19 protein-coding genes are annotated in these 21,877 nt (G+C 34.1%); 14 read left to right on the top strand and 5 right to left on the bottom strand.

The features are described 5' to 3' along the window. From OQK60_RS03925 to OQK60_RS03955, 7 genes are all read left to right on the top strand, one after another. On the top strand, positions 1–429 hold the full coding sequence (locus OQK60_RS03925) for an FxsA family protein (RefSeq protein ID WP_297684271.1): 429 nt from the start codon (positions 1–3) through the stop codon (positions 427–429). Continuing rightward, the gene (locus tag OQK60_RS03930) at positions 392–1,213 is read left to right on the top strand and encodes a thioredoxin domain-containing protein (RefSeq protein ID WP_297684273.1); all 822 of its coding nucleotides are present in this window, start codon (positions 392–394) and stop codon (positions 1,211–1,213) included. Before OQK60_RS03925 ends, OQK60_RS03930 begins: the two co-directional genes overlap by 38 nt. After that, positions 1,214–2,173: a hydroxymethylbilane synthase gene (gene hemC / locus OQK60_RS03935; protein WP_297684275.1), complete on the top strand. Its 960-nt coding sequence runs from the start codon at positions 1,214–1,216 to the stop codon at positions 2,171–2,173. A gap of 120 nt (positions 2,174–2,293) precedes the next feature. After that, entirely contained in the window at positions 2,294–4,108 is a 1,815-nt protein-coding gene (locus OQK60_RS03940) for a menaquinone biosynthesis decarboxylase (protein ID WP_297684277.1), read from the top strand. A gap of 105 nt (positions 4,109–4,213) precedes the next feature. Next, positions 4,214–4,555, top strand: coding sequence for a cytochrome C (locus OQK60_RS03945; RefSeq protein ID WP_297684279.1), 342 nt, complete (start codon positions 4,214–4,216; stop codon positions 4,553–4,555). A 131-nt stretch (positions 4,556–4,686) separates the two neighbouring features. Then, positions 4,687–6,066, top strand: a complete 1,380-nt coding sequence (argH, locus tag OQK60_RS03950) for an argininosuccinate lyase (protein WP_297684281.1) — start codon at positions 4,687–4,689, stop codon at positions 6,064–6,066. 4 nt (positions 6,067–6,070) lie between these two features. Further along, on the top strand, positions 6,071–6,535 hold the full coding sequence (locus OQK60_RS03955) for an OsmC family protein (protein WP_297684283.1): 465 nt from the start codon (positions 6,071–6,073) through the stop codon (positions 6,533–6,535). A 6-nt stretch (positions 6,536–6,541) separates the two neighbouring features. On the opposite strand, the gene OQK60_RS03960 is transcribed toward OQK60_RS03955, so the two are convergent. After that, a complete protein-coding gene (locus OQK60_RS03960; RefSeq protein ID WP_297684285.1) occupies positions 6,542–6,898 on the bottom strand; it encodes a histidine triad nucleotide-binding protein in 357 nt (118 codons plus the stop codon). Positions 6,899–7,022: 124 nt separating this feature from the next. Between OQK60_RS03960 and pheS the strand changes: the two genes are divergently transcribed. The 7 genes from pheS to serA all read left to right on the top strand — a co-directional run bounded on the left by pheS (position 7,023) and on the right by serA (position 16,273). After that, the gene (pheS, locus tag OQK60_RS03965) at positions 7,023–8,015 is read left to right on the top strand and encodes a phenylalanine--tRNA ligase subunit alpha (RefSeq protein WP_297684287.1); all 993 of its coding nucleotides are present in this window, start codon (positions 7,023–7,025) and stop codon (positions 8,013–8,015) included. Continuing rightward, a complete protein-coding gene (gene pheT, locus OQK60_RS03970; RefSeq protein ID WP_297684289.1) occupies positions 8,012–10,345 on the top strand; it encodes a phenylalanine--tRNA ligase subunit beta in 2,334 nt (777 codons plus the stop codon). Before pheS ends, pheT begins: the two co-directional genes overlap by 4 nt. Beyond that, on the top strand, positions 10,342–11,622 hold the full coding sequence (gene aroA, locus OQK60_RS03975) for a 3-phosphoshikimate 1-carboxyvinyltransferase (protein WP_297684291.1): 1,281 nt from the start codon (positions 10,342–10,344) through the stop codon (positions 11,620–11,622). Before pheT ends, aroA begins: the two co-directional genes overlap by 4 nt. Positions 11,623–11,642: 20 nt before the next feature. Continuing rightward, positions 11,643–12,473, top strand: coding sequence for a 4-hydroxy-3-methylbut-2-enyl diphosphate reductase (locus tag OQK60_RS03980; RefSeq protein WP_297684292.1), 831 nt, complete (start codon positions 11,643–11,645; stop codon positions 12,471–12,473). Between the two features lie 69 nt (positions 12,474–12,542). Continuing rightward, entirely contained in the window at positions 12,543–14,198 is a 1,656-nt protein-coding gene (locus tag OQK60_RS03985; protein WP_297684294.1) for a 30S ribosomal protein S1, read from the top strand. Positions 14,199–14,203: 5 nt separating this feature from the next. After that, positions 14,204–14,683 carry a hypothetical protein gene (locus OQK60_RS03990; protein ID WP_297684296.1) on the top strand — a complete coding sequence of 160 codons (480 nt, stop codon included), beginning with the start codon at positions 14,204–14,206 and terminating at the stop codon, positions 14,681–14,683. After that, entirely contained in the window at positions 14,684–16,273 is a 1,590-nt protein-coding gene (gene serA / locus OQK60_RS03995) for a phosphoglycerate dehydrogenase (RefSeq protein WP_297684298.1), read from the top strand. It begins immediately after the preceding gene. Positions 16,274–16,323: 50 nt separating this feature from the next. Here serA and OQK60_RS04000 read toward each other — a convergent pair whose 3' ends face one another. The 4 genes from OQK60_RS04000 to OQK60_RS04015 are packed head-to-tail and all read right to left on the bottom strand — an operon-like array spanning position 16,324 to position 21,782. Further along, positions 16,324–18,006: an efflux RND transporter permease subunit gene (locus tag OQK60_RS04000; RefSeq protein ID WP_297684300.1), complete on the bottom strand. Its 1,683-nt coding sequence runs from the start codon at positions 18,004–18,006 to the stop codon at positions 16,324–16,326. Then, positions 18,006–19,589 carry an efflux RND transporter permease subunit gene (locus OQK60_RS04005; RefSeq protein ID WP_297684302.1) on the bottom strand — a complete coding sequence of 528 codons (1,584 nt, stop codon included), beginning with the start codon at positions 19,587–19,589 and terminating at the stop codon, positions 18,006–18,008. Before OQK60_RS04005 ends, OQK60_RS04000 begins: the two co-directional genes overlap by 1 nt. A gap of 10 nt (positions 19,590–19,599) precedes the next feature. Then, positions 19,600–20,433 (bottom strand): efflux RND transporter periplasmic adaptor subunit, encoded by an 834-nt coding sequence (locus OQK60_RS04010; RefSeq protein WP_297684304.1) that lies wholly within the window; start codon positions 20,431–20,433, stop codon positions 19,600–19,602. After that, positions 20,430–21,782, bottom strand: a complete 1,353-nt coding sequence (locus tag OQK60_RS04015) for a TolC family protein (RefSeq protein WP_297684306.1) — start codon at positions 21,780–21,782, stop codon at positions 20,430–20,432. The genes OQK60_RS04010 and OQK60_RS04015 overlap by 4 nt, the downstream gene beginning before the upstream one ends. Positions 21,783–21,877: the final 95 nt, after the last annotated feature.

Consider the following 21,877-nt stretch of genomic DNA (forward strand, 5'->3'; position numbering starts at 1 on the left):
ATGATATATTTTATAATTTATCTATTTTTAGAAGTACTTATCTCTGTTAACATCTCATCAGCTATTGGTGGGTTGGCAACCTTTTTTGAGATACTTATAACTGCTTTTTTTGGTATATCAATATTAGTAAATTTTAGAAAAACTTTACTTGAAAACATGAATGCAGTTTCATATAACTGCATAGATTTAGAGCAGTTTCAGCGTCTAAATCTTTTTACAATCTTAGGCGGTATCTTATTGATAGTACCTGGTTTTTTAACAGATATATTAGGTGTGCTGTTACAGTTTAGCACCTTTACGACGATGGCTGTTAACCGTTATAATGTAAAATACGGAAATTGTAAAACAGACTTTGAAAATAAAAATTTAAAAAAGGATTCAGATGTCATTGATGTCGAAATTATTAGCGATAACAGTTCTATTAAGTAGTTTAGTTGAAGCAAGTTCTTCAAATGAGAAGATAGAAGGTTTTTTAAAAAAAACTTATGGTGCAAATCCTAATATAAAATCAATTAATGTGAAAATCACTAATAAAGTTGAAATTCAAGAACGAAATGGCTGGGATGCGTATTTTATTGAGTTAGATGCGATATTAAAAAAAGACAAGCGCCAAGTTGTGCAAAAACAAGTCTGGTTCTCTGATGGTAAAGTACTTTCAAAAGAGCTATATGACTTAAATAGCGGTCAAGACATGAGAGATTTGGTTTCGGTGCCATTTAAAGATGAATATTATAAAAAAGAGAATCTGATTTATGGAAATGCCAATGCTAAACATAAAGTAGCTATTTTTTCAGACCCACTATGCCCATTTTGTAAAGTTTTTGTTCCAGAAGCTATAAATGAAATGAGAAAACAACCAAATAAATTTGCAATATATTACTACCATTTTCCACTTCCATCACTTCATCCTGCTGCTGTAGAATTGGTGAATGCAGCAGTAGCATTAGAGTTAAAGGGTAGAAAAAATGTAGTTCTTGATCTTTATAAAGTTGAAGTTGATCCAAAAGAGAAATCTGTTGAGAAGATACTTGAAGCCTTTAACAAAGTTATGAATTCAAATATCAGAATGTATGACTTAATGCAAAAAGATGTAGTTAAGCATATCAAATCAGATTTAACAATAGCAGATGAACTGATGGTTCAAGGAACACCAACAATATTTTTTGATGGAAAAATAGATAAAACTAAAAATAAATATAAAGCAGTAAAATAGATGAAAAAACTCACAATTGCAACAAGAGTGTCAGATCTAGCACTTTGGCAGGCTTATCACATAAAAGATAGAATAGAAGCTTCTTACCCTGAAATAACAGTTGAATTAAATGAAATTGTTAGTAATGGGGATAAGGTTTTAGACAAACCACTGGCATTAATTGGCGGCAAGGGGCACTTTACAAAAGAGCTTGAAGATGAGATGCTAGCAGGAAATGCTGATATAGCTGTTCACTCCCTTAAAGATGTTCCAACATACATACCTGATGGTTTAGAGTTGGTAGCTGTAACTGAGCGTCAAGACCAAAGTGATGTTTTTTTGTCTCATAAGTATACAAGTCTTGAAGAGTTACCTCAAGGTGCAGTTGTTGGGACAACAAGTCTAAGAAGAAGAATGCAACTTTTGCAACAACGACCCGACCTTAAAGTAAAAGATTTAAGAGGCAATGTAAATACAAGATTGAGAAAACTAAAAGAAGGTCAATATGATGCGATTATTTTAGCATTTATCGGTCTTCATAGGTTGAATCTATTAAAAGACATTCCTTATACACAAAAGTTATCACTTGATATGATGATTCCTCCAATGGGACAGGCTGCTCTTGGCATAGAGATAGTTACAGGAAATGAAAAAGTAAGAGAGATAGCAGAGAGTCTTAAAGATGAAAAAACATTTATTTGTACAAAAATTGAAAGAGATTTCATTTCCAAAATTGGAGCCGGATGTTCTGCACCGGTGGCTTGTAATGCGGTAATTAATGATAATACAGTTACATTTAGAACTATGATAGGCTTTCCTGATGGCACAAATATTATGCAAGAAAAGATAGTTAAAAATATTGAACAGAGTGACAATTTAGGTTTTGAAATGGCTCAACTGATGATAGACAATGGTGCCATGAAATTGCTTGAAGATGCAGAAAAAACCGCATTTAAAGATGAAATGCCTCAAAGATTATAAAATAGTATATTATTCTCGCCTTTAGGCGTAGCTTTTATTTTGTGTTTTTAAATAGCGCAAAATACACACGAATGAGGAGAATTTTTAAAAGGATTCACTTCTTTTAAAATGGAGATAGATGTGCAAAAAACAATAGAACTTTTAAAAAAAAATGATGAACTAAAGATTATTGATGAAGAGCTTGATATATATTTGGAAATCTCTCATTTAGCATACGCAGAGGTAAAGAAAAAAGATGGCGGCAAAGCTCTTCTTTTTACTAATGTAGTTGAAAAGGGCAGTGGAAGAAAGTTTGATGAGCCTGTGCTAATGAATCTGTTTGGTTCATATAAACGCTGTGAAATTTTATTTGGCAGAACCATAGAATCTATAGCTGATGAGATAACAAAGCTTTTACACATGAAACCACCTGCCGGATTAATGAATAAAATATCCATGGCGAGCGAACTGTTTGCATTAAAAAATATATTTCCTAAAAAATTAAATGGCGAGGGTGCTTGTCAGAAGATTAAGTATTTAAAAGATGATATTGATCTTCATAAATTACCGGTGTTAACAACATGGGAACAAGATGGTGGACCGTTTATTACAATGGGGCAGGTATATACTCAAAGTCTAGATGGCGAGATGGTCAATCTTGGAATGTATAGACTTCAAGTTTATGATAAAAACCATTTGGGCATGCATTGGCAAATACATAAAGACTCTTCTCACTTCTTTGATCAGTACCAAAAAGCCGGCAAAAAAATGCCGGTAAGCGTTGCTATCGGCGGTGATCCGCTATACACTTGGTGTGCAACTGCTCCGCTTCCTTATGGAGTTAACGAGCTTTTAATGTATGGACTTATAAAAAAGCAGCCTGCAAAATTAGTCAAATCACTAACAACGCCTCTGTATATACCACAGGATGTAGATTATGTAATCGAGGGTTGGGTAGATACACAAAACATGAAAATAGAAGGTCCTTTTGGTGACCATACAGGTTACTATACTCTAGAAGAACCTTATCCTGTGATGGAAGTATCTGCAATTACTATGAAAAAAGAGAGAGCTTTTTTGGCGACCGTTGTCGGTAAACCGCCTTTAGAAGATAAGTATATGGGCTGGGCAACTGGAAAAATATTTTTTCCACTTTTAAAAACTACTGCACCAGACTTGTTAGACTACCATATGCCTGAAAATGCAGGTTTTCATAATCTTATTTTGGCAAAAATGCAGCCTCACTATAAAGGACATGCAAAACAGTTTATGCATGCTTTTTGGGGTGCCGGGCAGATGAGTTTTGTAAAGCATGCTATTTTCTTAGACGAGAAGGCTCCAAAGTTAGAAAATTATGAAACAGTTGCTTCATACATTTTAGATAGATTTACTCCTAAATCACTCTTTATCTCCGAAGGGATTTTAGATGCACTTGACCACTCTTCACCAGAAACATTAGTCGGTGGAAAGTTAGGTATTGACGCGACAGCAGCAAACAAAGTTGAAGCACCACAACTTTTAGGTGATGAAGAACTTTTACTTAGAGTAAAAGAGCTAGTTCCAGATGCCGTAGACCTTCATCAGTTTATGAGAAGAACTAAAAATCCCATTACTGTTATATCTGTAAATAAAACAAAAAATGCAAAGGAATATTTTGATGCATTGGTAAATTTAAGTACAAATATAAGAATAGTTGTTTTTGTGGATGCAGCTAAAAATGATATATTTAACTCTTACATGTTAATTTGGAGAGTTACAAATAATATAGATGCTATTAGAGATATATTTATATCTGGATTGATGGTTGGGATTGATGGAACTAATAAAAATCTTTTAGATGCTTTTAACAGAGAATGGCCTGATGATGTTGAGTGTACACCGAGTGTTGTAGAGTCACTAAAAAGTAAAGGTATATGGGATTTAGACGAGAAAATTTATAAAAAATTTCAATTGTGATTAAATTGTAACATATTGTGTTTAAATAGGCTTATACTTTATTCAATATAAGGTTAATATAATAATTTGTAATGTAGTATAGTTTATTATTATTAAGGTTATTAAATGAATAAATTTTTTCTTTTCTTATTTTCAGTATTAGTTTTAACATCACTAACAGCAAATGCAGCGATTTATAAGGGTCAACGAGAATTTGTAAAAAGATGTATAAAATGTCATAAAGCCGGTCAATCTTTTGTTGCTACGAAGAAAAAAAGAGAGTGGAAAAAGTTAATGGCTAAAAAAGGAAAAAAACTAGCTGAAATACATATAAACAGTAATGATAGAAAAGCTAAAAAATCCAAAAGATACTTTGAGAGTAGAAAGTACATAAGAAAAACTAAACATTTAAAGCAATTCTTGATGGAGTATGCTCAAGATAGCGGGAATGTGCCTGCTTGTAATTAACTAAGCACCTAAACATCTTCAAGATAGAGACTTGCTCTGTCTTATTTACTTCACTTTGTAAAATCACTTAATTTAGCTAAAATACCAAACTTTTAAAATAACTATTATGAAATAAAATCAAGGAAATTACAATGGATAAAATGTGGTCAGGCCGTTTTTTGGCAAGTGCATCAAATCTCTTAGATGAGTTTAATGCCTCAATCATGTTCGATAGAAAACTTTATCAAGAAGATATAGAAGGTTCACTCGCACATGCTGCAATGCTTGCAAAACAAGGTATCTTAACAAAAGAAGAACTTACTCAAATAACTGACGGGCTTAATCAGGTTAAAGCTGAGATAGAATCCGGAGAGTTTGAGTGGAATATTTCTGATGAAGACCTTCATATGGGTATTGAGAAAAGATTGACTGCAATTATAGGTGATGCCGGTAAAAAACTCCATACTGCAAGAAGCAGAAATGACCAAGTTGCTGTTGATTTTCGCCGCTTTGTTTTAAAAAGAAATCTTGAAATAGTAGATGCTCTTAAACTTTTAATGAAAGAGATTTTAGTTGTTGCAGACAAGCACACAGAGACTCTTATCCCCGGTATGACACATCTGCAGCACGCCCAGCCGACCAACTTTGGTTTTCATCTAGGTGCTTACCTTTCTATGTTTAAAAGAGACATCGCTAGATTTGAAGACTCATACAAAAGAAATAATGTATCTCCGCTTGGTTGCGCTGCACTAGCCGGAACACCACACAATATAGACAGAAATATGACAGCTGAGCTTTTGGGCTTTGATAGTGTAAGTACTAACTGTTTAGATACTGTAAGCGATAGAGATTTTGCACTGGAGATTTTGTTTAATATATCAACTATGATGATGCATATTTCGAGACTTTCAGAAGAACTTGTCATGTGGTCAAGTTACGAGTTTAGTTTTGTTGAGCTTAGTGATGAGTACTCTACAGGCTCATCTATTATGCCTCAAAAGAAAAATCCTGATGTTCCTGAGCTTCTTCGTGGTAAAACAGGTCGTGTCTATGGTTCACTAATGGGACTTTTGACTGTTATGAAAGGTCTTCCACTAGCGTATAACAAAGATACTCAAGAAGATAAAGAGGGTGTTTTTGATTCAGTTGAGACGGCTCTTATATCTTTAGAAATTTTAAAAGAAGCTATAAAAACAATGGAAGTGAAGGCTCACAATATGGAAGCAGCATGTTCAGTAGGGCATTTGGCCGCTACTGATTTGGCCGATTATCTAGTTGAAAAGTGTGATATTCCTTTTAGAGAGGCTCATTTTATTACAGGTCGTGCCGTAGCCAAAAGTGAAGAGTTAAAGATTGACTTGAGTGATATTGAATTTAAATATCTTAAAGAGATTGATTCTAGAATAAGTGAAGATGTACTGGACTTTTTAGTACTGAGAACATCTATGAATGCTAGAACATCCGAAGGCGGTACTTCAACTGCAAGAACAAAAGAGCAGTTAGAGAGCTTTAAGACTTTTTTACAAGGATAAGAAGATGAACATAACTGTTTCACATCAAGATGGGATGAAGTTTGAAGCTAAAACTGCTAATAGCAGTTTTATAATCGATTGTCCTGTAATCTCTCCAATTGAGTATTTTTTGGCTGGGATTATTACATGTAGTGCAAGTGATATGGTTTTAATACCAAAAAATCAAAATAAAACTGTAACTGACTTGGTAATTGATGGTGATGTTGTTAGAAACGATGACCATCCAAGAAAGTTCAACACTCTACACCTTGATTATAGGTTTAATTCAGATGCAGATGACATAATGGCAGCTCGTTGGGTTATGGCCTCTTTGGAGACATACTGCTCAACAATAAACACTATCAGAGATTCTGTTTGTATATCTTACTCTATAAGACACAATGGAAATCTTATCAAAGAAAATGAAAAGATGATTTCCGGTGCCGGATCAAATATAGATATGGGTGAAATTGAGAGTTGTCCAAGCTAAAAATTTTTATAAAAAAGACTTAGGATTTGAGTCACTGAGGTGTTCCCATCTTAATTTTGCACCACCAAGTATGTGAAAGTGCAGATGTTTAACCTCTTGTCCGCCATTGTCACCAATGTTTGTAATGATTCTATACCCAGATTTTTCAATATCCATCTCTTTGGCAACATTTTGCATAAAAGTAGTCATGCCAGCCATTGTGTCAGAGCTTACATCATTAAAACTTTCTACATGAATTTTCGGTATAGCCAATATGTGAACAGGAGCCTTTGGATTGATATCGTGAAAAGCTATAAAATTGTCATCCTCTAGGATAATTTCTGATGGTATTTCTTTATTAATTATTTTACAAAATAGACACATTTAACTTCCTTTTTTTATTTATTGTAACACATAAATTGATAAATGAAGCTATATATAAATTATATTTGACTATAATCTCTTTTAAAATTTAAGAGGGTATATCCCTCAATTACGGGTGAATCTATTGAGAGAGTGGTACGATGCAATAAAAGATGCACAGAGTGTTGAACAAATAGAAGAGATTCGCATATCTGTGTTTGGTAAAAAAGGTGTTTTAGCAGAACAGTTTGCTAAGATGAAAACAGCACCTAATGAAGAAAAATCAAAGATAGCACAAGAGTTAAACACTCACAAAAGTGCACTTATGAATGAGCTGACCGCAAGAAAGATTACTCTGCAGACTTTAGAGTTAAAAGAAGCTATGAAAGCAGAGTCTATTGATGTTTCTCTTTTTAGTTCAAAAAGTGAAGCTGGCGGTCTGCATCCTGTTATGGAGACAATGGATAGAATTGTCGAGTATTTCTCTTCTATGAATTTTGCTGTTAAAACTGGCGGGATGGTCGAAGATGATTTTAATAATTTTGAAGCTCTAAACCTTCCAAAATATCATCCGGCTCGTGATATGCAAGATACATTTTATTTTAAAGATGAGATGCTTCTTCGCACTCACACTTCTCCTGTGCAAATTAGAACAATGATGAATACACAACCGCCTATTCGTATGATAGCTCCGGGTGCAGTTTTTCGTCGTGATTATGATATTACGCATACACCGATGTTTCACCAGATTGAAGGTCTCTTAGTAGATGATGAGGGAAAAGTCTCTTTTGCAAATCTAAAGTTTATTTTAGAGGATTTCTTAAAATACATGTTTGGTGATGTAGAAGTTAGGTTTCGTCCATCTTTCTTCCCATTTACAGAGCCATCAGCAGAGGTAGATATCTCTTGTGTATTTTGTAAAGGCAAGGGCTGTCGAGTCTGTTCTAAAACTGGTTGGCTGGAAGTATTGGGATGTGGAATTGTTGATCCTAATGTATTTGAAGCAGTTAAATATAAAAATGTTAGTGGATACGCATTTGGTTTGGGTGTTGAGAGATTTGCGATGCTTATTCACCAAATAGGTGACTTGCGCTCACTTTTTGAGGGAGATATTAAATTGTTGGAGCAGTTTCAATGATAGTTACTAAAAGTTGGTTAAACGAGTGGATAGATTTAGATGGAATCTCAACAGATTATTTAGCTAAGACATTAAACTCTATAGGTTTAGAAGTAGACAGAATCCAAAGTTATAGCGTTCCCAATAAAATAATATTTGGTAGAGTGTTAGAATGCGAAAAACATCCAGAAGCTGACAAGTTAAATATTTGTCAAGTGGATATTGGAGCAAGTACCCGTCAAATTGTATGTGGTGCATCAAATATTAGAGCTGGACTTGATGTCGTAGTTGCAACTATAGGTGCGACTATGCCAGATGGTACGATAATCAAACCTGTTAAGCTTCGTGGTGTTGAATCTGATGGCATGATTTGCTCCGCTAAAGAAATTGGTCTTGAAGATACTCAAGATGGAATCCTTGAACTTGACAGCAGTATCGGTGAGTATACTTTAGGTCAAGAAGTTAGTGAAAATTCTACTTTATGTGATGACCTTATCGAAATAGAGTTGACGGCTAATCGTGGGGATTGTTTAAGTGTTAGAGGTATAGCAAGAGACCTTAGTGCCGCATTTGACAGACCTCTAAAAGATAAAAGTGTAGAAGAAAATGAAGATAAAAGAGTTGGGATAGGGAGAATATTGTCTCTTTCTCATGAGCCCAATCTACATGTTAATCTCCGCTATAAAGCAGTTGATCTTAAGGATTTGGTTTTACCTTGTATAGTTAAACTTAGACTTGCCCAAATAGAAGAAAAAAGAGAAACGGATATAGAGTCTGTAATGCTATATGCAACTCACAGTAGTGGCGTTATTTTGAGAGCATATAACTATAGTTTTTTCTGTGAAGACAACAATACTTTAGCAAAGGCTCATTTAGCATCTGATGATAATGGTTATGCATCGATAATGGCAAAAGAGAAAGCTTCTACTGTTGGAATTATTCAAGAAGATGTATCTAAGGTCACATATGATGAGGGTACCGTTCTTATAGAAGCTAGTTATATCCCGCCAGATATAATCTCTAGAAAAATGCAAGAGGTTAAAATGCCTTCTGGTCCAATGTACTACAGAACATCAAGAGGTAGTGAACCTGAACTTGACCAAGGACTTGATTTTTGTCTTAGGCTGATTGATTCAAATTCTAATTCATCATTATATGGCGGTAATATAGAGCTTGGTAATGATTATGAAGATACAGTTATCAGTGTAAGTAAAAAAGAGATTGATAAAATTATAGGTGCAGATATTGATAAAGTTAAAATAACTAATATACTAAATAATTTAGGTTTTAGCACAACTAAATCATCATCAGATAAATTTGTTATATCTGTTCCAAGATACAGACATGACATATCTCATAAGCAAGATATAGTTGAAGAGATTGTCCGTCTTGTAGGAATTGATAACATCCCATCAAAAGCCTTTTGTTTTACAGAAGACAACAGACTAGGAGATGATTATTTAACTTATAAAAAAAGACAATCCTACAGACATAAAGCTGCTTTTAGCGGATTTTTTGAGTCTGTGCATTTTGTTTTTGATGAAAAAAAAGTTTTACAAAAATACGGTTTTGAAACACTCAATGAAGAGCTTGAGCTTCTTAACCCGATTGTAAATACATTAGATACTTTAAGGTCTACGCTTCTAACCGGTTTATTAAAGGCTGCATCTCACAATAGTAAAAACGGTTATTTATCGATAAAACTATTTGAGATTGGTTCGCTGTTTAATTCAAAAAGAGAAGAATCACTAAAGATGGCAATGCTGTTCTCGGGAGACAGAGAGTCTCAAAATTTATCTAATGCCGGAAAACCTGCTAAAGTTGATTTTGGATTTTTTGCTCAAAAATTATCTGATATTATCGGTGATTTTAAACTTCGTGAGTTTGAGACTTCTCATTCGTTGTCGCATATTTATCAATGCGCAGAAGTAATGATAGACGGCAAGCCAGTTGGAGAGTTGTTTCGTGTTCATCCTACTGTTGAAGATGATTATGATTTAGATGTTACATATATGTGTGAATTAGATTTTGGGAAACTTCCCTATGGTCTTAAAACTGCTACAAACACATCAAAATATCAAGCATCTTTTAAAGATTTAAGTTTGATAATGCCTCAAGATATGAGTTATGAAAAAGTAAAAACTACTATAGAATCAGCTAATGTAAATAATTTGGTTCGTTTTTACCCTGTAGATAGATATAGCGATGAGTCTTTGGGTGAAAACATGAGTCTATCAATTAGATTTGTGCTTCAATCATCTGAAAAAACATTAGAAGAAGAAGACATTACTTCTTCGATGGATAGTATTTTAGAATCGCTTCAGAGTAGCTTAGGAATTGGCTTAAGATGAGTAGTGTAGAAGTTAGTAGAGCGACAGAATTTTCATTGTCAATATCTGAAATAGCACCTGATAAGTCTATATCTCATCGTAGTGCAATGTTTTCTATGCTAGCAAATGGAACTAGCGAGATTAAAAATTTCTTGCGTGCTGAAGACACTATGAACTCTTTGGAGATAGTAAGAAATCTGGGTGCAACAATCGAAGATGATGGTGTAACTATTAAAATATCTTCAAATGGCATACAAGAGCCATCTGAGATACTTGATTGTGGTAATTCTGGTACAGGAATTAGACTTTTTTGTGGACTTTTAAGTTCCGCAAATGGTCATTTTGTATTAACTGGAGATAAATATCTTCGTCACAGACCTATGAAAAGAGTTACTAATCCACTTCGTGATATCGGTGCAAAACTTGATGGCAGAAACGATGGTGATTTAGCTCCGCTTAGTATAAGAGGTGCTTCACTTAAAGCATTTAATTATGAGAGTAAAATAGCTTCTGCACAAGTAAAATCTTGTATGATTTTAGCAGCTTTACACGCAGATGGTGTTTGTACATACAGTGAACCTGAACTCTCTCGTGACCATACTGAGAGAATGTTAAAAGGCATGGGTGCTGATTTACATGTAGATGGTCTAAAAACCACTATAAAACCAATGAAAGAGCTTCTTTCACCTTTAAACATAAGAGTTCCTGCCGATCCATCAAGTGCATTTTTCTTTGCAGTTGCTGCTGCTATTACTCCAGACTCAAATGTGACTTTAGAAGGTGTTACACTTAATTCTACTCGCATAGAAGCTTTTAAAGCCTTAGAGAGAATGGGTGCAGATATAAGATATGAGCAAATTGATAATAAATATGAGCCAATTGGAAATATACATGTAAAATATGCACCACTAAAAGCTATTACGGTTGAAGATAATATCTCTTGGCTTATAGATGAACTTCCGGCGCTCTCGATAGCTTTTGCTTGTGCGGACGGTGTAAGTATTGTTAAAAATGCAGAGGAATTAAGAGTTAAAGAGAGTGACAGAATTTCTACTGTTGTAAATGGTTTAAATGCTTGTGGTATAACTACCACAGAGTATGAAGATGGCTATACGGTAACCGGCGGCAAGTTAAGTAAAGCTAGCGTTGATAGTCATGGTGATCATAGAATTGCTATGAGTTTCATCATTGCAGGGCTTAGATGTGGCATGAATGTGACAGATTTAGAGTGTATAAACACATCATTTCCAAACTTTTTTGAACTGTTACAAAAAATCACAAAAGTAGAATTTAAATAGATTCTCGGAGATACATAATTATGAAGATAGAATTAGCGGAAAATTATGGCTTTTGTTTTGGTGTAAAGCGGGCTATAAAAATAGCAGAAGAGAATAAAAACTCTTCAACATACGGACCTCTCATTCACAATAATAAAGAGATTGCAAGACTTGAAGAGGATTTTAAAGTTGGCTTAACAGATGACCATAAAAGCTTTAAATCTGGAGATAAGGCAATTGTGCGAACTCATGGGATTCCCAAAGATGAACTAGCAGAATTAAAAGAAAACAGAGTCGATGTTGTCGATGCAACATGTCCGTATGTTACAAAACCGCAGCAGATCTGTCAAGATATGAGCGAAGAGGGTTACGATATTATTATCTTTGGAGATGAGGCTCACCCTGAGATAAAAGGGGTAAAAAGCTATGCAACACACGGCGCAAGAGTTGTTACCTGCCCAAAAGATTTAGAAGATTTAAAATTAAAAGACAAAATTGCTTTAGTTGCGCAAACGACAAGAAAAGTTGAAGATTATATGGAAGTAGCAAATTATTTAATACCTCGTTATAAAGAGGTTAGGGTGTTTAATACTATATGTAATGCGACATTTGAAAATCAAGAAGCTGTAAGAAAAATTTCAACTCAAGCTGATGTTATGATAATTATTGGCGGTAAAAACTCATCAAATACAAAGCAATTATTTAGTATTTCACATGACAATTGTCCAGATAGTTACCATATAGAAGACGAAAATGACTTAGATTACTCTTGGTTTATAAATAAAGAGTTTTGTGGGATAAGTGCCGGAGCATCTACACCGGATTGGATTATACAAAATGTCGTTAATTCAATACAAGAACAGATAAAATAGACAATTTAATTCCAAAATAATCAATATTTAGATATAATCACGAAATTTTTATGTAACAGAGGATAGGTAATGGCGTTCGATAACGAATCATTTGAAGAAGAAGAAAATTTTGCAGAGATGTTTGCTGCAAGTGAGAAAAAGCAAGAAACAACTCGCATTGTAGAGGGTGAGATTGTTGAGATCCAAGCGGATGAAAATAGAGCATTAGTTGGTGTAGGCGACAAGCTAGAGGGTATTTTAAGTTTAGACGAAATCAGTGAAGATGGTGTTTTAAAGTTTAATACCGGCGATAAAATTAAAGTAATGGTTACAGGATACTATAATGAGCGTCCTAAAATATCATACAAAAAAGTTTTAGAGCAACAAAAAACTATTGAATTTATTGATGCACACAAAGAAGACTTCGAAGACATAGTTATTGAAGGTGTTATCACTAAGAAAAATCGTGGTGGTTATGTGGTAGAAGCTGATGATGTTTCATTTTTCATGCCTCGTTCATTAGCGGCTTTTAAAGAGAGTGATGAAGTTGTTGGTCGTACGATTAAGGCACAAGTTGTTAAAGTTGATGCAGAGCAAAATTCAATTGTAATTTCTCGTCGTAAACTTTTTAACGATGAGCGCAAGAAGAAAAAAGAAATCATTGACAAATTGATGGAAGATGATGCTGTTATCGAAGGTACAATCAAAAAAATCACTAGCTACGGTATGTTTGTTGATGTTGGCGGTGTTGATGGTTTAGTACACTACAATGAAATCAGCTATAAAGGACCTGTTAATCCGTCAAAACTTTATAAAGAGGGCGACAAAGTAACTTGTAAAGCCATCTCTTATGATAAAGACAAAAGACATCTTTCATTATCAATCAAAGCTGTTCAGCCAGACCCGTGGGCAGAAGTAGAGAGTGAATTAGATGAAGGTGATACTATCACTGTTACTGTTTCAAATATTGAAGCTTACGGTGTGTTTGTTGACCTTGGAAATGATATTGAAGGCTTCTTACATATATCAGAAATTTCTTGGGACAAAAATGTAAAAAATCCTAATGATTACCTAAGTGTTGGTCAAGAGATTGATGTTGAAGTTATTGAGATTAATTCTAAAACTCATAAGCTTCGCGTTTCTTTAAAAAGACTTTTACCAAAACCTTTTGATGAGTTCATTAAAAACCATAACGAAGGTGATGTTGTAACCGGTACAGTTACTTCTTTAACTGACTTTGGTGCATTTGTTCGTATAGATGGCGTTGAAGGTCTTTTACATAATCAAGATATCTCTTGGAATAAAAATGACAAATGTAAAGATATATTAAAATCTGGTGAAGAGATTGAAGTTAAAATTGCTAAAATCAATGCCCAAGATCAAAAAATATCTTTAAATAGAAAAACTCTTTTAGAGTCTCCAATAGATAAGTTTGCTACAACACATAAAGTAAACAGTATCGTAACTGGAACTATCCGTGATATTAAAGATTTCGGTGTATTTGTATCATTAGAAGATGGTGTTGATGCTCTTATCCGTGATGAAGATTTAGATCCATTAGTGAAAGAAGAATTAGAATCAGGGCAAGAGATAGAAGCTGTAATAGCTGTGATTGACACTCGTCGTGACCGTATTCGTCTTTCTGTTAAAAAATTAGACTATATAAAAAGTCAAGCAATGCTTGAAGAGATTAATGATGATGCATCACACTCTTTAGGTGATCTTATTAAAGATAAATTCAAGTAGATATAGTGCAAAAGATTTTAAAATGGCTTACTCCACTCATTGCAGCTGGAGTTGCTGTTTTTATAATCAATTTTCTCATTTCAATTAACTCAGATGAAACTCTTATTACACTTGCACCAATTGAACAAAGAAGTGAAACTGTTACAGAAAAAACAAAGAAAGTTTGGTTAAATCACTTCTCTAAAACTGAAAGATTAGGATATTTTTATCCTGTAAATGAAGTTTTAATTCAAGTTGATTTAGATGAAGAAGTACCTAGTCAAACCATATATAAATTATCAGCGCCTCTTTTAGATCCATATCAACTTTTTTGTTTAAAAGAAGAGCTAAAACAACATCAATTAAAGTATTATCTAAAACGAGATAAAAATGGTGTAGAATTGCTTATATATTCAAAAAATAGAGATAAGTTAGATTCTCTTGTCAAAGTATTAAAAAATTATCAAATTTTAGCCAAAATCGGGCTACATAAAAAGGATACATAAATGAAAAAACATACTGTAGTAGTTTGTGACCATATACATGAAGCAGGGTTAAAAATGCTTCAAGAAGATGAAAATATAAATTTTATAATGGCAGCAGATGTTGATAAAACAGAATTAGTAGAAAAAATTATTCCAACAGCAGATGTAGCAATAACAAGAAGTTCAACTGATGTTGATGAAAAGTTTATAGCAAATGCTAAAAATATGAAAGCTATTGTCCGCGCGGGTGTTGGTGTTGACAATGTAGACATCCCTGGTTGTTCAAAAGAGGGAATCATTGTAATGAATGTTCCTACTGCCAACACTATTGCTGCAGTAGAGCTTACAATGGCACATATGCTTTCATGTATGAGAATGTTTCCGTATTCACATGATCATCTTAAAAACCAAAGAATATGGAAAAGAGAAAAGTGGTATGGACATGAGATGAAAGGTAAGAAGCTTGGTGTTATCGGTTTTGGTAATATCGGTTCTCGTGTAGCAAAGCGCGCTAAAGCATTTGAGATGGATATTGTTGCATACGATCCATATATCAGTCCATCTAAAGTTACTGACCTTGATATGGAGTACACTAAAAACTTTGATGATATTTTAGCTTGTGATATTATTACAATTCACACTCCTAAAAATCAAGAAACTATCGGTATGATAGATGAAGCAGAATTTGCTAAAATGAAAGACGGTGTAGTCGTAATCAACTGCGCTAGAGGTGGTCTTTATAATGAAGAAGCGCTTTACAACAATCTAAAATCCGGTAAAATTCGTTTTGCCGGCATAGATGTGTTCAACAAAGAGCCTGCAACTGATCATCCCCTGCTAGACCTTGATAATGTAACCGTATCTCCCCACTTAGGTGCAAATACATTTGAATCTCAGTATAACATCGGTACACAAGCTGCTGAGAATGCAATCGCTGCTGCTAAGGGAATGTCATATCCACATGCAATGAATCTACCGATAGATGAGAGTAAAATACCATCATTTGTTAAGCCTTTCTTAGAGATGGGACAAAAGATTGGTTTCTTAGAGTCTCAGATGAGCAAGTCTCAGATTATAGCAATAAAAGTTAGCGGGCAGGGTGAAATATCACAATATGTGGATTCTCTTGCTACTTTTGTTGCAGTTGGTGCAATGAGCCAAAACAGCGGTGATACAATTAACTATGTAAATGCTGATTTCGTTGCAAAAGAAAAAGGCATTAAAATAGAGTCTGAAGCTTTAGCTGACTCATCTGTATTTAAAAATCTTATTACAGTTAAGCTTACAACTTCAGAGGGTACTACAACAATCTCTGCTACTATCTTTGATGATGGCGTAAAGCGTATTGTTGCTATTAACGGCTTTGACATCGAAGTGGCACTTAAAGGCGATATGATTTTATTGAAAAACAGTGATGTCCCCGGTGTTATAGGCAGTATCGGCTCAATATTAGCAAAAAACAATGTTAATATTGCTGACTTTTCACTTGCTAGAAATGAGCATTCAGAAGCATTAGCTGTTATTTTAGTTGATAATGCAGTTAATGAAACAACTTTGAAAGAACTTTCACAACTTGATGCTTGTCTAAGCGTTAATTACGCAAAACTTTAATCTTTAAGGCTTCTACATGTATCTACATGTAGAAGTTTCTTCTCTTGTTTCTAATTTAAATTAAAATGTCTCTGTAAATCTGAATTAAAAAGTAGTATAGGAACAACTATCAATGATGCTACAACTGCGGCAATTGTTCCAAATATTAAAGCAACTCCAAGACCACCAAAAACAGCGTCACCAGCAAGAAGTGTTGAAGCCAGTATAATAGCCGCGGCTGTTAAAAAGATTGGCTTAGCACGAGTTGCTGTTGCATATGCAATTGCCTCAGCTTTTGGCATATTTTTATCGCTCATTAAAGATTTTGTAAAGTCTATTAAGAGTAGAGAGTTTCTTGAACTGATACCAATTAGTGCAATAAAGCCTATAAGTGATGTGGCAGTTAAAAAGAATGTGTCTGTGGTGAAAATATCCATAATATAGTGCCCGACAATCACTCCGATTATTGATAAAAAAGATCCTAAAAGTATAATACCGCTGAGAGTGTAGCTTTTATAGTAAACCACCATAAGCAAAAATATCAGTACAAGAGCAGCAATAAAAGCAGCACCTAATTCTACAAATGTATCTAATGTGACTTCCATCTCTCCATCCCAAATAAGTTTATATACTTTAGCGCTCTCTTTTTCTGTAAGTTGCAGGTTAAACAGACCGATTTTTTCTATCTTATATTTATCATTAAAAGTGTTTAATATTACATCTCTAGCATCCATAAGAGGGTAAACTTGAGAAACCATATCGGTCTTTGCCATTACATTTGTCATTTGGTGAAGATTTTTACTCATAATCATCGGATTTGATTTTTTGGGATAAAAACTTACCAATTCGGTTAATGGTATCATCATACCCATCTTATTCATTAGTTTAAGAGAAGTTAACTTGGCTTTGATTGAGTTTAGATCTTTAGATGAAAATTTCTTAGACTCTTTACTCAAGGATAAATATATAGGTATCTGATCGCTTATAACATCAGAATTTTTAACGGCTATCTGCATACCTTCAAATGCGAGATAAAGTATATCATTTAACTGTTTTATATCTACCCCAGATAGAGCAACTTTGGTGCTGTTGACATGTAACTCAAAGGTGTCATAAATTTCATCTTGCATTACTTCTACATCAACTAAGCCATCAGTATTTTTAAAGACTTCTTCTACTCTATTTGACAACTCTCTGATACCGTCTGCATCATCTCCATAAATTTCAGCTACGATTGCAGCTAAAACAGGAGGACCCGCCGGCGGCTCAACAAAAGAGATTGTTGTGCCTTTATGTATGGAAGCACATGTTTTTTGTATATCAGGTCTCATTCTTTGGACCATAAAGTAAGATGGCTCACTTCTGTCATGTGCTTTTGATAGATTTAGAACTATCTCTGCAACATTCTCAGAGTTTTTAAAGTGCGAGCCTTTTATCAAACCTGCAAAATCAAGAGGTGCACCCATACCAAGAAATACTTCTAAGTCTTTGACCTCTTTTTCTTTTTGTACAAAAGAGACTACACAGTCTGTTACTTCTTTTGTCTGCTGAATCGAACTTCCTTCACTAAGTGTAGTATAAATCGTAAATGTGTCATTGTTTTTTCCAGGCAGCATCTTTGCTAAAACCATTTTGCTTGGAGCTATCATAAGTACGGAGAGTATGAATGCTAAAAGAGTTGCAAAAAGTATCAGGTTTCTTTTTTTAGGATTTTGTATGCCGTTTAAAACAGTATCTTGAAATTTTTCAAACATTAGTGACTCTCCTTTTCTTTATGGTCTGGTTTTTTTAGCATTCTCAGAGCTAGATAAGGAGTGAAAATATATGCTACAAAGAGTGAAGCTATAAGAGCAACAGGAACATTTGCAGGGATTGGTTTCATGAACTGACCCATCATCTGTCCAACAAATGCCATCGGAACCATAGTCATTATGATAGCAAGAGTTGCAATATTTGTTGGTGGACCAATCTCATCTGTTGCTTCGACCATAATGTTTTCTGGAGTTTTGTCTGCAGACTCCTTAGAATGATAGTGTCTATGAATATTTTCAATAACAATAATAGCCGCATCAACCAAAAGACCAAGCGAGAGTAAAAATGCAAAAAGGGTAATACGATTGATTGTCTGATCTGTTAGATAAGCAACAAAAAGCGTAATTGCAAGAATAGCCGGAACGGTAAAAGTAACGATTAATGATTCTCTCCAGCCAAGGACAATTACAAGTAAAATTGCAATTATGACAATAGATAAAACAAGATGATAAACAAGTTCATTAACCGCTTCGTTAGCTCTTTGACCATCATTTCTAGTTATTACAAAGTTGATTCCGTCTTTGTTTAGAGTCTCTTTGTAAGTTTCTAGCTCTGTTTTAACTGCATCTGCAATGATTACAGCATTGGTTCCTTGAAGTTTTGATACGGTTAAAGTAACTTGTTCTTGAAGAGGTGTAAACTCTCCTTTTTCATCTCTTTTACTTATTAGAGCTGATTTGAAGTTTTGTATATCGTATGAGGCTTGTACTTTAGCGATTTGTTTTAGATAAACCGGAGAACCCATGTACTTAGCAACAATAATATTTCCGATATCGTCTGCACTCTCTATGGCATTTTTTACACCAAGCATGATTATCTCGTTCTCTTTAGTTCTGTTTTTTACGGCTGGAACACTATATGAAAGGGATTTTACTCCCTCTACTATCTGACCCATAGAGATGTTATAGCCTGATAGTTTATTGATATCTACTTCAATGTTGAACTGGTGACGATTACCGCCCTTTAGCTCTGTCACGGCCACATTATCAAGTCCATTTATACGGTGCTGAATATCTTTTACTTTATCATAGAGTTCAGTTTTACTCATATCTTTATTGTTTGAGTAAAACGCAACTGTAACAACAGGAATGTCAACATCGATATCCAGAGGCTTTATGATAGGATTCATTGCACCTTTTGGAAACATGCCGGAATTTTGCATAATCTTGTCATACACTTTAAGGTTTGAATCTTCCTTGGCTTCACCTATAAAAAAAGCAGCATTAACGATACCTACATTGTCCATTGCCATACCGGAGATATGCTCAACTCCTTTTACTTCTTTGAGCTTTCTCTCAAGCGGTTTGACTATTACTTTTTGTATCTCAGATGCACTGGCCCCTGGCAGCGCAACGATGACAGTTGAGCCACTTACAACCATTTGAGGGTTCTCTTCGCGAGGCATAATAACAAGTGATAAATATCCAATAGCTAATAAGAATATACCCAGAACAATAGTTAATGGGTTTCGTAAGAATCCAGATGCAAGCTTTCCAGCTATATCTGTGGGTTTATATGAGTTCATTTCTACAACCTTATGGTACTATGACAGTGGCATACATACCAGGATATACAGACTTATATATGTTTTTAAACGATACTTTTATTTTAAAAGTGTGTGTCATAGGGTTTGAACTTGGGATTATTGCGCTTACTTTTCCTATGGTGCTAATATTTAAAGAAGGTATGTTTACAGTTACTCTTGTTCCATGTTTTATGCGTGATAAATCATTTTCTGCTATTTCAGCAGATATTTTTAGATTGCTTAAATCTGATAAAACAATTGCCGGCACACCAGGCATAGCCATTTCGCCCACTTTAATATTTTTGGCAACTATAACACCAGAGTTTGGAGCTTTTATGTTTAAGTACTTATATTGATTCTTAACTTCTGCGAGTTGTGCTTTTGCTTGTTCAACCTGCTTGGTTGCTATAATAATCATATTAGCGAGATTTTGTTCAGCTAAGGCAAGATTTTCAACTTCAAATTTTGAGACCATGTCTTTTGCCAAAAGCCTTCTGTGTCGCTCTAAATTTAGTTTTATATTTGTATATTGGTTTTGGTACATTTGAAGAGAAAGCTGTGCTTGTGAAATACCAAGTTGAACTTGTGTAAGAGCAGAGTCAATCTCTTTTGAATCGATTGTATATAGCAGTTGACCTTTGTCTACATAATCGCCTTCTGAAACTTTTACTTCAGTAACAAAACCCATAAAACGGCTTGTAATCATTTTTTTGTTATCACTAATAACAGTTCCGGAGAGAGTTATGCTCTCTGCTATTAGTGAAGCTGTAAGTGCTAAAAGTATTAAAAGTTTGTTACTGAAACCATTTAGTGGTTTCATGCATTGCAATTTATTGCTTATCATTGTAAATCTCCATTTGCTAGTTTTTCAAGTGCGAAAATTCTCTCGTTGCGCTTATTTCTTGTTTGTTGCAGTTGCAATATCTTCTCTATTTGTTCAGACTGTTTAATGATAACATCAGCCATAGAAGAGAGTTTTTCTCTGTATCTTCCCTCATAGTTTTTATATATCTCATCAGCGAGTGCCAACTCTTTTTCAAGTGATTCTATATCTTTATCAAAGGTCTCAATCTCTGTTCTTATTTTTTGTACTTTAAGAGAGATTCCACTTTTTGCAAGAGCGACTTGTGTTTTACTCTTTAAAAAATCCAGGCGTGACATCTCAACATTTGCACTGTCTATACCACCATTAAAAATATTCCAAGTAAGTCTTGCTCCAACAGTATAAGATGCATGATCTGATGCATCGCCAAGAAAATTATCATCAGCTGTTGACACCTCTGCGAAAGCTCCAAGTGTCGGATAGTACGATGATTTTGAGACATCAATCATGCTCTTTCTTACATTCAATCCACTAGCTGCTCTTTGAATGTCTAGATTAGAATTTAGTATCTCCTCATTTGACAACAGAGGCATTGTGACATTAATAGATGGTGTTTTTATATCAGTTATTTTTTGATTTAGCAAAAAACTTATGTAGTGATATAAAAGTTTTTGATTTGAGTGCATTTGAGATATAAGTCTCTCAACATTACCTTTTTTTGCTTTAACTTCCAGCAAGTCTACTTTTTTAGCATAACCGACTTCAATCATATTTTGCGTAATATTTTGCAGAGTGTTGATATTTTGTAAAATTATATTTAGATTAAGAGTTGATTCACGCAAAAGAGCCATATCGTAAAAACTTTTTCTCAGTTCATATATTTTTTCATGTATAACTTTAGATTTTTCAAGTTTTTTTAGTTTACTCATAGATTTCATAACATCTACATAACTTGAAATTTTAAAACCCGTAAAGAGTGGAATCTCATACTTTAGTTTACTTTGAAAAAAGTTTCTCGAATCAGGATAGTTTAAATCTTGAGGAGGTGTGTCATTGCTTATAGTTCCAAAATCTGCAAATCCAAAGTCGTTAAATGTAGCTTCTCTAGAGGCAAGTTTAAAACCAAAAACATTTCCGGCATCATCAGAAGTTGCAAAATCTTGTATAAAATCAAGTTTCCCCCAATGATTACCCGAAGCTGTATATATGTTCTCTTTTGCATTTTGAACATCAAGAGAAGCAGATTTTATTTCTAGGTTATTTGATTTTAAAATCTCTATCGCTTCATCTAGGCTCAAAGCTGATGATGCAGCTAATATAGAAGTATTTAGTATAAAGATGGTGAGTAGTATGTTAAATATTTTTTTCATAAATTTCCTTTATGTATTTAAAAATAAGTAAGTTAAGTTGATATTATAACCTATATATCTTTAACTTATATTAATTATTAAAGCCCTACTTTTTT

It is taken from the genome of Sulfurimonas sp. (assembly GCF_026196735.1).
In the GTDB taxonomy this organism is placed as follows: Bacteria; Campylobacterota; Campylobacteria; order Campylobacterales; family Sulfurimonadaceae; genus Sulfurimonas.